Raw genomic sequence first — 13801 nt, 5'->3', positions numbered from 1 at the left:
AACTAACTTACAAATGGCGATGAATCTGAATTGTTACTTTTCGCCTCTATTTTTCTTCCTTCGTTATGATGGCTATTTGTCCCAGTCTCATCATCTGCTGCGTGTAGATTGTCATTCAAAGAATTTGTAATCAATTTTGTAACAGTCTCCCGCTGTTCAACCCTTTGCTCAGGCATCTCGCCAGTACTTGCCGATTTTCTGCTATAAAAATTGCTTTCGTTAAAATGATGGTGAGCATAAAATTGTTGCTGATCGTATTCGGCAACGGTCTCCTCTAAACGCAAAGCTGCCGGACTACCAATTATATTCCTTATTAACTGTTCGGTGCTGTTGCTAATTTCTTCTGCCACATAATTAGGTAGTAAATTAAACTGATCTGCGTGTATGTTAGGTAAAATTATCTCATTATTGCTGGGATGAAGAGTAGCAAGACCAACGGGGATCATAATGCTTTTGCCGTTTAAATTCATCCCGTTTTCAGTCAAATCTATTATTAGGTAGCGAACCGTCATTGCATTCGTGTCGTAAAGAAGATCAGCTACAAAACCTACGTACGCTCCACCCTCGGTTTTCACTTCCCAATTTAATACATCCTGCTTCGCATTCAGAGTACCTAAATTGTCGTTTTTAAGAGAAGCCAAGTGTTTATTTGTGTTTTCCATTTTTAAGGTTTTAAAAGCTTTAACTATATCGATCTAAATTAAATCGATTGAGCTAGGAGAACACGCCTGATGGCGATTTGTTTTGTCGCCTAAAAAATGCACGCTAGCTTTTTATAGTGAATTTTGTTAAGTAATTTGTACGATGGATTTTGGTTGTCAAAATCTATCTAATCTCTGTGAATGAAAATAAGCTAAGCTACGCTACCGGTAATTCTTTTGGAAATCTGCTGGCTTAGATTTTCAATATCAAATGGTTTTGAAATAAAATCGGCAGTAGGACATTGGAGCTTTACGTCGGCTATGTCTTTGTGTGCTGATACCATGATAATTGGTACATTGCTCGTTAAGGGGTTTTGCATTAGTTCTGAGCAGAGCTGGATCCCATCGCCATCTGGCAGCATTACATCTAACAGATATAGGTCAGGTATTTCTTTCTCAAATTCCTTAAATTCTGCAATGGTAGCAAATGTGCTAATGTCATAATCTTCACCTTCTAGTATGTAGCAGTAAAGCTCACGTAGGTCATCGTTATCTTCGAGTATAAAAATTAGCTTTGCCATATAAAAGTTTTTCAGGGTATATGTAAATTCTAACCTAAAAAGCTGGCATTTGTTTCAGAAATCGTTTTATTATAAGCTAATAAATAATTAACTACTTATTTTTGGCACGATTAGGCTGATCAAGGTATACGTTAATTTTAAAATTTAAAGCCGAGGAGATATTCTTATCCTTTTCAACTACTAACTGATGCTGTGCCGAATTGTATTTTTCGATAAAGGTAGCCGTATTAGCATTAAATTTTAGAAAACCTTCGTCAAAATAACGTTCTTCAATCTCATCCGACGAATCCATAGATGAAAATGTAAGAGGGCTGATGAAACTTGTTTCATTAAGTACTTTTAACCAGTGAAATTTCTCTGAAGGAGATGCATGCTCTGATAAATCAGTTCTTTTAATTTCCACTATAGAAATTTCAGAATTCTGCATTAGATAAAGACATTCAAAAGAAGGCATAGCGATAATTGTTTCGGCTACAAATATAGTTCATCGTTTTAATACCTTTATTTAGACTTTTCCACAGCGTCAGTTTATTTTGAATGTATTTTGCAGAATGGTAAAAATATTTTTTTTCGTAAAACATTTAGGTTATTGCTACGTTTAATACAAGAGAGCGTTAATTTAGATGAGCGGGAAGAGCCTTTGGTTTTTCCCGCTTTCTTTTTTATACCTACTGTTTTGTTTGCCAAACTGAGCTATGGTTTGCCAAAATTTTAACAAACTGTTAATAGTTGTAAATATTTTGCTTTTAACAAGCTGATAAGCCCTAGCTTTGCAAAGAAAAATAGATAAGATTTAGACTTAAATACCTTGAACGGAAAAATTATCGCTCTGCGATTAAACAACCAAGACCTGGTTGATGCGTTGCGTAATACGTTAACTGTTATTACCCCAATTGCACTTTTGTATTTTTACGGGTTTTCTGCTGCAGCTTTCGGCATAGGTACTGGCGCACTATTAATTTGTCTTACAGATTTGCCAGGTAATCGTTCAAACAAATTATTTAGTGCTTGGAGTAGCATCTCAACTTTTTTTCTCGTTGCGACTATTACTGCATTTTCAAATTTTAATAAAATCGCTTTACCATTTGTGGCTGGGTTGCTAACTTTTTTGTTAGTAATGATGGCGTCTTTTGGTCAGCGTATGGCTGCCATAGGTAGTATGGGTTTGGCGGTTGTTGCTTTCACAATTGGCTTACAACCTGGTAATCCGCTAGAATACGGCGTTTTTATAGTTGCAGGAGGGGTGTGGTATTTTATTGTGAGCTTGGCACTAGCTTGGCTTTTTCCCTATCATTCTCTTGAAAGGGCTTTAAGTAAAACTAGAAAAGATACAGCTAAAATGATGCGTCTAAGAGCATTAGGCTATGACGCAAGTGCCTCTTTAACAGGTTTTAATGCTAACAACATTAAGCTACATTTAAAACTTACAGCCAGCCATGAGTTAGTTAGACAACTTTTATTGGGCGATAAATTTAATATTGGTTTTGAAAAGGAAACTCCAAAACGACTTTTAAAGCAAAGCATTATACTGATAGACCTGTATGAGCAAGTAAGCGCCCTACACTACGATTATAAAGAAATGCGTAAGCAGTTGCAAAATACGGGCGCATTAGAATTTATTAAAAGAGCAATAGAAATAACCGCTGATAGGTTAGATGGGACTAATTGCAATAAAGTTGAGTTTGATAATTTGGTTTTGGAAATCGAAAAGATAGCATCTCGACCCCCAAAAAACAATCAATTGATTACTGGTATTTTATTAAACCTTAAAGAAACAGGTTTGCTTGCATTTGCTTTAGACGATAAACACGAGTTGGACACCAAAATGCAGGTTGGGCAGTTTGCAGCATTTTTAACCGAAGGCAATCTTTCTGTCGATAAACTTAAATCTCAACTGAATTTTGGCTCACAGCTTTACAGATTTGCGCTACGTATGTCGTTTTTGATCACTGTAGTAGTTATTTTGATAGGTTATCTTCCAAATGGAAATTACGGCTATTGGTTGCCCTTGACAATAATCGTAATTAGCAGGCCAAGTTATGGGATGACATTGAAACGAAACAAAGAACGCATTATAGGTACATTTGCTGGGTTAATTTTAGGTTGGTTTTTAGTTAAGGCTAATTTGGGAGATACGCTACAGATAAGTCTCGCAATTTTGTTTTTGTTCGTGTTTTTCGCTTTTCTTTTAGTGCGCTATTGGGTTAGCGCAACCGGAATAACTTTAGCGGTGGTATTATTCCTTTCAATTTATAATGGCTTTCCAGAACAGATTCTAGCAGAGCGATTAATTTTTACCATATTGGGTTGCGCTCTAGGTCTTGGCGCCACATTTCTGTTTCCAGTAAGGCACTTGTCCAACCTAAAAATATCGGTGCAAAATGCTGTGGCAACAAATAAAAACTATCTACTAGCAGTTGTAGAAGGCGTTAATGAAGATGTGATTGATGTGAAGTTAGCTAGAAAACAATCTTATCTTTCGTTGTCGGCACTGGCAGAAAATATTTCGTTAGTTAAAAACGAACCTAAATGGAAGAGAAAAGAATACAGGGCCTTAAAACAAATTGAGCTTCTGTGTTTCCAGTTAAATGCGTTAACGGCAGCGTTGCCCATAGGAGATGGTTTAAACAAAAAACACTTGCTAACTACCATATCAGATTTGGATTACAGTTTACAAATGTTTTCTAATCTGCACCATGGAAACCTTTTTTCTATACAGCCACTTGAACAACTTTCTGGAGAATTGACCATAACCAATGTAGCCTCTAAGCTCAAGGCGATTCTCGTTTCCTAAATTTTTATTGAATTATAGTTTTACGGTATTTAGCTTCCGCAATTTAAATTCGCGTTGTTTTTTTCAGCTAATTCAATTGGCGTATAGTCTGATAATATTAGTGCTTTGCCTTTCTTAACACACACATCGTGTTCAAAATGCACAGAAGGTTTACCATCTAAAGTTCTCACCGTCCATCCGTCTTTTGCTATAAAAACATCTTTTTTACCAAGATTAATCATAGGCTCAATGGCCATAACAAGGTTTTCTTTAAGCATAAGTCCAGAGCCGCGTTTGCCGTAATTTGGCACTTGAGGATCTTCGTGCATGTTTTTACCTAAGCCATGTCCTACAAAATCTCTAACTACGCCGTAACCTTTTTTCTCGCAATGTTGTTGTATAGCGGCGCCAATATCACCTAGTCTTTTTCCAACTACCGCTTCGTTTATTCCAATAAATAACGACTCTTTAGTGGTTTTAACCAGTTCCAAAACCTCTTTGCTCGCATCACCAATTACAAATGTGTACGCATGGTCCCCATGATATTCATTTTTAATCACACCCACATCCACAGAAATAATATCTCCGTCTTTTAGAATCTCTTTGCCAGGAAAACCATGCACCACAACATCATTAACCGATGTAATGATATGATGCGGAAAGCCTTGGTATTTATAGAAAGATGGAACAGCTCCATTATCTAAAATATATTCATTGGCTAGTTTGTCAATTTCAATTGTTGCTAAGCCCGGACGTAATATTTTGGCTATTTCTGAAAGAGTTTGGCTTACTAAAAGTGCACTGATTTGCATCAGTTCTACTTGCTCATCGGTTTTGTAGATTATCATCGGCGCAAAATTACAAATAAGTTTTATAAAGTTTTTGTTAAAATATTTCGCTAAAAGCGCATCAAAACCAAGGGCTGGTTTTAAATAGTATTAGAGAATGATTAATAAACTTCCAATCCAAAATACTCTCATCAATTTAAAAAGATAATCGTCCCATTTTCGAATAGTAAACTAATTCAAGCGAATCTTTGCCCATATCCAGCGAATTTAAATTTCCAGGTATTTAAATCAGATAGCTATAGTATTTTACGTAACGAAACGTAATTGTTGCTTTTTATCAAATCAAAAGAAATTAAATATTATGGGTTGGGACATTAGCTATCATCCAATTGATGAAGAACAAATGAAGGCTTGGTACTTCGATGTATTGGAAAAGAAGGCACTAGTTAATACATTGGCAAGCCAGCACGGCATTGAAGATTTTTATCAGCAAAAATACATCGATACCATAAATGTGGCTTTAGAAACTGGTTCGGATGATAATTTCGAACATACACACGGCTATTACATTGCGGTTATTCAAGGTTTCTTCGAAAAATATTTTTACGTACGCGGAGGTGCATTGTCTTTTGCAGATAGCGATGTGTTTCAAAAATATTTCAAGCCGTGGGAAGCGATTATTCCCGAACATAGATTTGCCCAAAAAATTCATAACCGTATTGTAGAAAACTATAGTTCGGGGGTTTACATTCCTAAGGAGAAAGTAACACAGTTATTAAATGATTATAAAAATGATGCGCTTATTAAAACAGCATTGGACGAACTTTTTTCGCATGGGCGCATTGCAGTGTTTTTAAAAGCTTTAGCTTACGCTGATGGAAAAGGTTTAGGGCTGTTAGAAGCAACAGAAGTATTAGAGCCTAATCCGCTAGATTTAAACAGTTCTGCTTGCTATTCTAATTTGTTTAATTGCGATCCTGAGGGAGCACGCCTTTATCAAGAAACGGCAATGGCTCAGTTTGCAGAAATTGAAAAACGGGAAGGTTTGGCAGAAGGAACCATAATAAACAACGCAGAACACGTGGTAAACCATATCCAACCTGCAGAACCAAAAGAGGAAAAAGGATTTTGGAAAAAATTATTCGGTAAATAAATCTGCAGATATGCTTATCGATAAAAATAATTCAGAAAAAGAGTTAAATACAGCAAAGTTAGAGGCTGATGGTATGATGTACATCCAAACCAATCAATGGCTTTTGGCTTACTCGGCTTTTCTTTATTTATACAAAAAGGCAAAAGATAAATCGGTAGCCTTATTATACAATATGGCGCTATGCCATTACTCAGCCAAAGAATATTCAAAAGCTATCGCGATGTTGGGAGAGGCGCAGATGAAAATCGCTACGCCATCAGCTTTGCAAAATGCTACAAATCATTTACCAGATAATTTATTAACGGATGAATATGACAACCGCTTGTATCGCCTTGCGTTGAACGAAACCGCAGTTGCCTTAATCAATAGTATTATCAAATTACGCATCCGCAGGTTGCTGGTCGATTTAAATTTGGAACTCGAAAACTGGCAGGAAATCATTCGTTTATCGGCTTTGCCTGATATGGAAAAATGTAAAAACGTACAGGAAGCGTTGGCTATCGCAAAATCTAAAACAAACACCTAAGAAAACAAATGAATTTGTATCAAATTGAACAAGCTTATATCCAGGGAAGAGACCTTGCCAAGATAAACGAATTATACAAAACCGAAATTGCCGATATTACCGAAGAACAGCAAGTGGAAGTTTGGAGGCAGGTTTGTGGTTTCGCCAATGTAGAAATGATTGATTACCTGATTGCGAAAGGTTGGCGAACCGCAGGTGTAGAAGATAGTAACGGCGATACGCTGTTGCACTTTTTAGCTACGCCACTGCGTAGTTATGATTACTTTATTGCTGAAAAGAGGGTTTACGAATGCACCAAAAAATTATTGGAAGCTAAGGTTAGTCCGCTCAGAAAAAATAGCCAGGGTGAAACCGCTTTAATGTTGGCCGCAAGAGTAGGTTATACAGAAATGCTGGAAGCATATGCCGAAACTGGTGCCAAAATAGATTTTACCGACCGTAATGGAAATACGATACTGCATATTTTAGCATCAAATTCTTCTTCTGCAATTTCTGATTATGAAAAATCCTTGGAACGTTTAATGATCCATCAGAGAGACGGAAACTATGATGAAAACAATCAGCGTTATCTTCAAGAGCGAAGACAATTAGAATGGAGGCACCATGTAGACAAAGCGAGGTTCAACCAATTTATCACATTTGCTATTGTAGGTAAAGAATTTGGGATAGACCCTTTACAGCGCAACAACGAGAAAAGAACGGCGGTTGATGTGGCTATTGGTCAGAAAGCTAAAACCATAGCAGCCATTTTAAAAGGTCTAGATTTTAACGACCAAGAAAAGGTATCGCTATATTTTAACGCTGGCGGAATGGATTTACATCAAGCTTGTGCTGAAAAAGATTTAGAGGCTATTGATGCGTTAATTAAACTTGGCGAAGATGTAAACGATATTTACGATAAAGAGGGCGATCGGTTTAACGGAATGACGCCTTTAGCCATTGCAATGCAAAAACATTCTGTAGAGATCACGGATTTGTTATTGAAAAATGGAGCAGACGCCACAACTGTAGATAGCAAGGGCTGGCATCCTTTTAGGCATTTGTACGATATAAATTCTACCATTGCTGTTCACATCGACCTTTTCCATAACAAAGTATTCCAAAAAATATTAAAAGCCTATCTCGATGCAGGCTTCGATATCAATTCGTTTTTAGATGATGAGGAGAACACGCTTTTAACCCTATCTGCCAAATACGCCGACCGTTTGATGATGCACAACAGCTATACGATTTCGAAAGTATTGCTTGATGAGGCAACTTATGCTGGCGCTGATGTTAATAAAACCAATCGCGATGGTATTTCTGCTTTAATGTATTTATGCGCAACCGGATTGGAACGTGGCGAAAAAAGCTTACTTACACTTTTGGAGCAGGGCGCATCTACAGAACTCATCGATAAAAATGGCAAAACAGCCTTGATTTATGCGGTGAATAATGATAGAAAATCGGATGCGCAAACCTATTGCGAACTGATGGCAGAATTTGGAAATCTGCTGATTGATGCTAAAGATAATACCGAACAATCTGCCTTAGATTATGCCGTAGCCAAAGATAATGAAGCGCTTGTGGCCTGGTTAGTCGGAAAAATGTAATTCAAAAAATCAAAATTAACATCAACATAAAATGGATACGATATTTTTAAATGCCTGTAAAAATAACCAAAAAGCAATTGTACAAACTTTATTAAAAAAGGGTGGGATAAATTTCGATAAACGTGATGCAATGGGCAATACGCCTTTGTTTTATTCTTGCCAGAAAGGGGCAAGAGACATCGTTAAAATTTTAATAGAAGGCGGTGCTGATGTAAATCTGGCCAACAACCAAAGTGCCACACCTTTGCATATTGTTTCGCAAAGCGGAAATAAAGAAATTGTAGCCTTGTTATTGGATAATGGAGCGGATATTAATGTAACTGATAAAGAAGGAAAAACCGCCTTGATTTATTCGCTGGCAGAAGGAAGAACAGAATTTACGAAGTTTTTATTATCTAAAGGAGCGGATAAAAGCATTAAGGATAACGAGGGCCATAGCGCATTGGATTATGCTACGAGCAGAGGTTTGCGAGATACGGTAGCGTTGCTGGCTGGTCAAGGTGATGATAAAAATAGTTCAGGTAACACGCCTTTGCATCAGGCGGTTTGGAACAATGAAGCGGAAGTGGTTGGTGCATTATTGAAAATTAACACAATCGATATCAATGCGATCAACGATCAGGGTGACAGTGCTTTGGTGTTGGCGTGTATGCAAAATAATCTACGAATTGCCCAACAACTAATTAATGCTGATGCTGACATGTTGCTAAAACGATTGGATGGCAATTCGGTTTTGCACTACAGCACCGGCCGGGGAAACAAAGAAATCGCCAAACTATTGGTGGAGAAGGGAATGGATATCAACACTAAAAATAATGAAGGCGAAACACCGTTAATTGTAGCTTCTATTTGCGGTTTTAATGAAATTTCAGCTTTGCTGATTGACAATGGCGCTGATGTAAATGAGAAAGATAACGATGAACATTCTGCTTTGCATTATGCTTCAGAAAAAGGCTACAATGAAATTGTAGAGCAGTTAATTATGGCCGGAGCCAATTCGTAAAATAAACTTATTTATATGCCATGGCGAAGAAAAAGAAAACACTTCCTAAAGATTTCCGTGAAATACTGGACGCAAAAGACTTCGAAAGTTTTAAAAAAGTATTTGATACTTGCGAAATAGATGCCCGGGGAGGTTATGGGAAAACGACGGCACTCAGTTTTTATCGCATTCCGAATGATTTTGTGCGTTGGTTGGTAGCGCAAGGCGCTGATTTAGAAGCTGTAGATAATTATCAACGTACGGCACTTCATGAACAAGCCAGCATTAGGGGTGGCGATGTGAGTGTTTTTTTAGAGCTTGGAGCGAATGTAAATGCCGTTGATACGTATGGTGCGACACCCTTACACTTTGCAACAGGACACGGTTTTAATGTAGATGCGGTTAAAAAGCTGATTGAATACGGTGCAAATGTTAAAGCAGTAGATGATTATGAGCAGACGCCACTCGAAAGTGCGCTCAGTAATGCCAGAAACATGGACCTTCAGGCACTGGCGAAAATTTCAAGCATACTTCTTAGTGCAGACAATAACATTACGCAAAAAATGAAAGATGCGTTAGTTAAAAAGGGAGAGGATTTTGAATTTCATCGGGAAAATTTTAATAAAGATTACCTGCAAGAAACCGAACAAGCACTCGATCAACTCTATAAAATTTTTGATGTTCCACCTGTAAAAAGGCGTTTGATGCATGACGGCATATCACCAATTAAAGTAAATGGAACTACCTGGCAAGAACAGTATGAAGCGTTGTGGGAACTTTTAATACCGTCTAGCGGTAGTGCTAAAACGGTGCAGGGCGAAGTGGTGCGTATTGCCGGAAAAGTGAGAGATGAAATACATCGGAATGGTGGTGGAAACTGGAACGCAGATTTTAAAAAGATGTTGGATGCCTTTGGCCTACATCTTAAAACAGAAAATTCTCTTGCTACCGCTGATTTGGAAAAAGCTGATCTGATTATAAAAGATATTCGAAAAAATGGAGATGGTGACGACGATGAACTTCATTTTTTATGCGAGTTGGCTACCAAGTGGGTGCTAAAAAATCCAAATCCAGTTAAGTTAGAAAAACCTGCTTATAAAAGATAAACAGCAATACATCAATCAAATACCTTAAGAAAAACGTCATGATTATTTTTGGAACACGATCAAAACTTTTAAATGCATTTGGTACACAACAAACTTGCAACCATTGCAATACTGGTAAGTTAAGTGTAGCCTACACAATAAACTACTTCCATATTTTCTGGATACCAATGTTTCCCATTGGTAAAAAAGGCATGACCCAATGCCCACACTGTAAACAGACGCTAACCGAACGGGAACTTGATTCGCAAAGTCGCAATTACCTACAAAGTCAAAAAGGTAATGCTAAAACACCATTAAGATACTTTGCCGGCTTAATTATAATCGGCTTACTAGTCTTTTCGGTAATTACAATTAATTTCTTAGATAAAAAGGGAGGCTATATCCGAAACCCTGAAATTGGCGACGTATACCAGGTAAAAGGCTTTGATGAAAATCAGTTTGTATTATGGAAGGTAACGGCCGTAGAAGGCGACAGCGTGGTGTTTGCAACCCACAAAAACAATGCCCTCAGTCAGGCTGAAATAAATGATGAAACTGTGTTTGGAAAACTTGATGCAGATTTCACGCCTAGCACTTTGAAAATGTCCAAAAGCAACATCAAAAGTATGACTAAAAACAACAAAAATCTGGTGGCGATATTTAGGAAATAAAGCGCTAAACAAAGCTTGTTAATCAATATGCTTAACCTGATATCAATTTAGAATAAAAGAACATGAGTTACGATTTAGCCATTTGGAAACGCTCTGACAGGACGAAAACCGCCATGCTTTTTGAATGTTATGATGCCATAATTGAAGATAATAGCCATACTGCTATGGAGTTTTTTAATGAAAATGAATTTTTAAATGGCTTTGAAGAAGAGTTTGGCAAAAGACAAAAAGGATACTTTGGAAAGGAGATAGACGATTGCCCATTTTTATTTTCTACAGGAACTGGAGAATTTGGCAACTGGGTATTGATGCACCTTAATTCGTCTTCACAGCAAATTACTACCAATAAAATTATTGCTGTTGCCTTAAAACACGGACTTATGGTTTACGACCCTCAACGAAAAGCTGTTTGGGGTAATAAGAGACCAGTTAAAAAAATAAGTTGATATAAAAAACGAACAACAAAATCAATAAGATCACAATGGATAACAAACCTAAAAAAGATCTCATGAATGGTATTGCTGGAAACTTTAAGCCACTGATGATACTTTTGGTGGTGTTAATTTATTTTGGCATTACGATAAAACGCTACGCTGACAAACACAACAAAAGCTATGAGCAGGTTTCCATTACAAAACTTACAGGCATTGATGATAAAGAGGAGTTTGAACTTACCGGTTTTAAAATTAAGGAAACCGAAATAAAGGGACAAGAAGAAGGAGGTATCGGGCTTTATGTTAATGAAACTGATGCTAAACCCAAAGCTACGATTGTCGTAAAAGATGTAGAGAATTTTTTAACAAGCTTTAAAACTAAAAACAAAATTATAGCGAAGCCTTTTAGAGGAATACATCAGGGTTCGCCTAAATTTTTGCAAAATTACATTATAAATTATGGTGTAGAAGATGAAAATAACGAATTGAAAACCTTGCTGGTTCATGAGGAGTATTTCAGTTGGAAATCTGTGCTTTTGGAGTTGTCACTCTATTTAGCGGTCATTTTATTTCTGATAATCATGCTCCTGTCGAGAATAAAGTTTTACTAATAGCAACACAATTAATCAATAAAAAATATCAATATGAAAACAATTAAAACCATCTTAGCCGTAGTAGTAGTGCTATTTATCGGGGTCGTATTTTTCTATACCAGTAGCAGTGTTAAAATTGCAAAGGAAATCGAAACTGGTTATACCCACCACAACCAGACCATTACGTTGGAAGGAAAATTTAAGGCGCCATTTCTTACACGAACCGGCAATTCAATTTCTATGGAATTTGAAGTTTACAACGATTTCTTTATCATCCAAACCGGAAATAAAACAATTACCGGTGTGAAAGTAAATTATGGAGAAGGAAAAAATTCAGTATTAATTGATGTTCCTGAAGATAGCCGAAAATTCGAACAAAAAGATGTGGTGATCTTTGATAAGGATGGTAATAAGTTAACCACCAGTGACAAAGTGAAAATAACAGCACAAATTGTTTACCCGAATAAAGGCGTTAAAAAATCATCAACTGTAAAAGATTACAGCACCGGCAAGGTAACAGTTAAAGATGAAGGTGAAGATTTTGGTTACGAAATATCAAACGTAGTGATCGAGAAAATTTAATCATTACTGGTACGGGTGCTAAGCTCGTACCAGTTTCATTTAGTTTATAAATTGTGGCTAAAAACCTATTTATATTAATTGTTTTTTTAATGTGCGCCAGTTTAGGGAGGGCACAAAATCAACCTTTTCCAAAAAAAGCTTTCGCTGGTACCTGGGAGCATGAACAGAGCCATCACAACTTAGTTCTGATTATCAAATTTGAAAAAGGCAAAAATTATGCAACGGTTGTAGATGTTGGAACGGGAGAGGCGCCAGCTTTTCAATTGAAAGCACAAATGCAGGGCAATGAACTGCTCATTAATCCAGAAACACATGTAAATGATCTTTATATCCGATTATCTGTTAAAAACAATAAATTGCTATTTAAAACCCAAATAGCTATTTGGGGAAGGAATGGAAAACCACTGCCACCTAAAAAAGATGGTTACACGGTGCGGATTTATAAAAAGGTTAAATAAGCTTTTCGATTACAAAAGCTTTAATCCTTATATTTACGGTGAACCTAATCACTTCCCAATGTTTAAATCTAGGCTTACTTTATTTCTTATAGCAATTGTTTTTTCTGCAAATTTGGCTAGTGCGCAGTCCAAGAAATCTGCCAGTGGCGATACGGTTAAAATAATGCCAAAAAGCGAATGGAAAGGTGTGGAGGGAAGACCGTATAAGCAACACGTTCCAATCAAAATCACCGTCCATCATGAAGGTGGTAAAGTTTTAACTAAAAACGATGATGCCAAACAGCGATTAAAAAATATCCAAACTTGGGGTATGGGCCCCGATCGTAAATGGGCAGACGTTCCTTATCATTTATTAATTGCTCCAAACGGAACTGTCTACGAAGGCAGAAACCCGCTTACGGTTGGCGAAACGAACACCGAGTATGATCCAACTGGGCATTTGCTGATTTGTTTTTTGGGTAATTACAGTCAACAAAAACTGGATGAAAAACTGCTTAAGGTTTTAGTAAATCTATTGGCAGATCAATGCATAAAATATAATATCTCTGCTAAAGAAATCTCTACCCATCGCGATCATAGCCAACAAACCACTTGCCCCGGCGAAGACATTTACTCTTATTTTAAAAGCGGTTACATAGTAAAAGAGGTAAGAAAAATGCTTAAGAGGCGAAATTTTAATAACTAACCCAATAGTCTTTGCTGAATTTTTCAGTTGCTAGTATTGAGTTTTGCTTTCAAGAGAGCTCGCTGTCTATTTTAGCTCTTTTTAGCATGAAAGACTCTGACCTGCAGTGAAGCGGAAAGCTACACAGTAAAATAAATTCAGGGTGACGATCTGTTTCATCTAAATGTTAATATCGAGCATTTCTTTGCTAAAATAGATTAATACCTACTTCCATTTTCTTTTTAGATTTATAAAATTATCCAATCATCAACTGTGTT

The 13801-nt window shown here is 36.9% G+C and carries 16 protein-coding genes; 12 read left to right on the top strand and 4 right to left on the bottom strand.

Annotation, left to right across the window (positions count from 1 at the left end; genetic code table 11):
* Positions 1–2: 2 nt before the first annotated feature.
* The 3 genes from DUT69_RS09875 to DUT69_RS09865 form a co-directional block, all read right to left on the bottom strand.
* Positions 3–662 (bottom strand): PRC-barrel domain-containing protein, encoded by a 660-nt coding sequence (locus DUT69_RS09875; RefSeq protein WP_113653061.1) that lies wholly within the window; start codon positions 660–662, stop codon positions 3–5.
* A 191-nt stretch (positions 663–853) separates the two neighbouring features.
* Positions 854–1222 carry a response regulator transcription factor gene (locus tag DUT69_RS09870; protein ID WP_113653060.1) on the bottom strand — a complete coding sequence of 123 codons (369 nt, stop codon included), beginning with the start codon at positions 1220–1222 and terminating at the stop codon, positions 854–856.
* A gap of 91 nt (positions 1223–1313) precedes the next feature.
* Entirely contained in the window at positions 1314–1649 is a 336-nt protein-coding gene (locus DUT69_RS09865) for a hypothetical protein (RefSeq protein ID WP_113653059.1), read from the bottom strand.
* A 381-nt stretch (positions 1650–2030) separates the two neighbouring features.
* On the opposite strand from DUT69_RS09865, the gene DUT69_RS09860 reads away from it, so the two are divergent.
* Entirely contained in the window at positions 2031–4016 is a 1986-nt protein-coding gene (locus tag DUT69_RS09860) for an FUSC family membrane protein (protein ID WP_113653058.1), read from the top strand.
* Positions 4017–4045: 29 nt separating this feature from the next.
* On the opposite strand, the gene map is transcribed toward DUT69_RS09860, so the two are convergent.
* Positions 4046–4843 carry a type I methionyl aminopeptidase gene (gene map / locus DUT69_RS09855; protein WP_113653057.1) on the bottom strand — a complete coding sequence of 266 codons (798 nt, stop codon included), beginning with the start codon at positions 4841–4843 and terminating at the stop codon, positions 4046–4048.
* 301 nt (positions 4844–5144) lie between these two features.
* Between map and DUT69_RS09850 the strand changes: the two genes are divergently transcribed.
* The 11 genes from DUT69_RS09850 to DUT69_RS09800 all read left to right on the top strand — a co-directional run bounded on the left by DUT69_RS09850 (position 5145) and on the right by DUT69_RS09800 (position 13544).
* The gene (locus DUT69_RS09850; protein WP_113653056.1) at positions 5145–5936 is read left to right on the top strand and encodes a hypothetical protein; all 792 of its coding nucleotides are present in this window, start codon (positions 5145–5147) and stop codon (positions 5934–5936) included.
* A 10-nt stretch (positions 5937–5946) separates the two neighbouring features.
* A complete protein-coding gene (locus tag DUT69_RS09845; protein WP_113653055.1) occupies positions 5947–6462 on the top strand; it encodes a hypothetical protein in 516 nt (171 codons plus the stop codon).
* 8 nt (positions 6463–6470) lie between these two features.
* Positions 6471–8054 carry an ankyrin repeat domain-containing protein gene (locus tag DUT69_RS09840; RefSeq protein ID WP_113653054.1) on the top strand — a complete coding sequence of 528 codons (1584 nt, stop codon included), beginning with the start codon at positions 6471–6473 and terminating at the stop codon, positions 8052–8054.
* A 31-nt stretch (positions 8055–8085) separates the two neighbouring features.
* Positions 8086–9057: an ankyrin repeat domain-containing protein gene (locus tag DUT69_RS09835; protein WP_113653053.1), complete on the top strand. Its 972-nt coding sequence runs from the start codon at positions 8086–8088 to the stop codon at positions 9055–9057.
* A 20-nt stretch (positions 9058–9077) separates the two neighbouring features.
* Complete coding sequence (locus DUT69_RS09830) at positions 9078–10142, top strand: ankyrin repeat domain-containing protein (protein ID WP_113653052.1); 1065 nt, start codon at positions 9078–9080, stop codon at positions 10140–10142.
* 38 nt (positions 10143–10180) lie between these two features.
* Complete coding sequence (locus tag DUT69_RS09825; protein ID WP_113653051.1) at positions 10181–10792, top strand: zinc ribbon domain-containing protein; 612 nt, start codon at positions 10181–10183, stop codon at positions 10790–10792.
* 62 nt (positions 10793–10854) lie between these two features.
* Positions 10855–11238 (top strand): aldehyde dehydrogenase, encoded by a 384-nt coding sequence (locus tag DUT69_RS09820; RefSeq protein WP_113653050.1) that lies wholly within the window; start codon positions 10855–10857, stop codon positions 11236–11238.
* 35 nt (positions 11239–11273) lie between these two features.
* Positions 11274–11837, top strand: coding sequence for a hypothetical protein (locus DUT69_RS09815; RefSeq protein WP_113653049.1), 564 nt, complete (start codon positions 11274–11276; stop codon positions 11835–11837).
* A 33-nt stretch (positions 11838–11870) separates the two neighbouring features.
* Positions 11871–12401 (top strand): hypothetical protein, encoded by a 531-nt coding sequence (locus DUT69_RS09810; protein WP_113653048.1) that lies wholly within the window; start codon positions 11871–11873, stop codon positions 12399–12401.
* An 89-nt stretch (positions 12402–12490) separates the two neighbouring features.
* Entirely contained in the window at positions 12491–12859 is a 369-nt protein-coding gene (locus DUT69_RS09805) for a hypothetical protein (RefSeq protein WP_162796239.1), read from the top strand.
* Positions 12860–12917: 58 nt separating this feature from the next.
* Positions 12918–13544 carry an N-acetylmuramoyl-L-alanine amidase gene (locus DUT69_RS09800; RefSeq protein ID WP_162796238.1) on the top strand — a complete coding sequence of 209 codons (627 nt, stop codon included), beginning with the start codon at positions 12918–12920 and terminating at the stop codon, positions 13542–13544.
* The last annotated feature ends 257 nt before the right edge of the window (positions 13545–13801 follow it).

The organism is Pedobacter namyangjuensis, from assembly GCF_003313325.1.
GTDB lineage: Bacteria > Bacteroidota > Bacteroidia > Sphingobacteriales > Sphingobacteriaceae > Pedobacter > Pedobacter namyangjuensis.
This window is presented reverse-complemented; position numbering and strand designations above follow the sequence as displayed.